This is a genomic window from Actinospica acidithermotolerans, from assembly GCF_018139625.1.
GTDB classification, from domain to species: domain Bacteria; phylum Actinomycetota; class Actinomycetes; order Streptomycetales; family Catenulisporaceae; genus Actinospica; species Actinospica acidithermotolerans.
In genome coordinates this window covers 1-397 of record NZ_JAGSOH010000398.1, presented here as the reverse complement: position 1 = coordinate 397, position 397 = coordinate 1, and the positions used below count along the sequence as shown (strand labels likewise).

Here is a 397-nt window from a genome sequence, read left to right as displayed (position 1 = left end):
ATCTTGTAATGATGGTTCTACAACTTGGAATCGTTTAACATAACCTTGATGTGCCACAACTTGATAAATATCTTTGGCTACGTCTTCATTCTCAATCGTCAACTGAAGACCTTTCTTCATGTTTTCACTATGAATGATGCCTCTAATGTGTGTTAAATCTGGTAGTGTTGTTTCTGACTCAATGACAACTTTCTTGTTACCATTAGATGCACGTACATGATTGATATCACCAGAAACAACAAGTTGACCTTTATCTAAAATACAAACATCATCACATAATTCTTCAACATGTTCCATACGGTGAGAACTATAAACGATTGTACTGCCCCAATCATTTAAGTCTTTAACTGCTTCTTTTAATAACTCAACATTAACTGGGTCTAGACCACTGAAAGGC

General features: G+C 35.3%; 1 protein-coding gene. It reads right to left on the bottom strand.

Features of this window, described 5'->3' with window-relative positions; translation table 11 throughout:
* A partial coding sequence (locus KDK95_RS39130) for an ATP-binding protein DrrA1-3 family domain-containing protein (protein ID WP_212522683.1) occupies positions 1–397 on the bottom strand: 397 nt, incomplete at both ends.